Annotated in this window: 1 protein-coding gene; it reads left to right on the top strand. The window is 41.0% G+C overall.

All coding sequences use genetic code 11. The features are described from left to right. Window positions 1–249: hypothetical protein (locus tag FNH22_RS32325; protein WP_221420402.1), on the top strand; the 249-nt coding region annotated here is incomplete at both ends.

Below are 249 nucleotides of genomic sequence, written 5' to 3'. Positions count from 1 at the left end.
TTTGATCAGGCATTAGCGGGTAAGAAAGTAGGCTTGGTACGTGCTGATAGTGGCTTTTATACCGAAGAGTTACTCAGCTATTTAGAAGAGAAACAGCACAACTATATCATGGCTGTAAGGATGTGCCCTAATGTAAAAAGTGCTGTCTGGGGACTTGATAACTGGATAAGTTTGAGCCCAGGGATTGAACTCAACTCCATGATATTTTCCCACGAAAATGGAAAACCAAGAAGATACATTGTCGTCAAA

This window comes from Fulvivirga sp. M361 (genome assembly GCF_007097395.1).
Classification (GTDB): Bacteria; Bacteroidota; Bacteroidia; order Cytophagales; family Cyclobacteriaceae; genus Fulvivirga.
The sequence above is the reverse complement of the archived record's forward strand: the minus strand, read 5'-3'. Positions and strand labels throughout refer to the sequence as shown.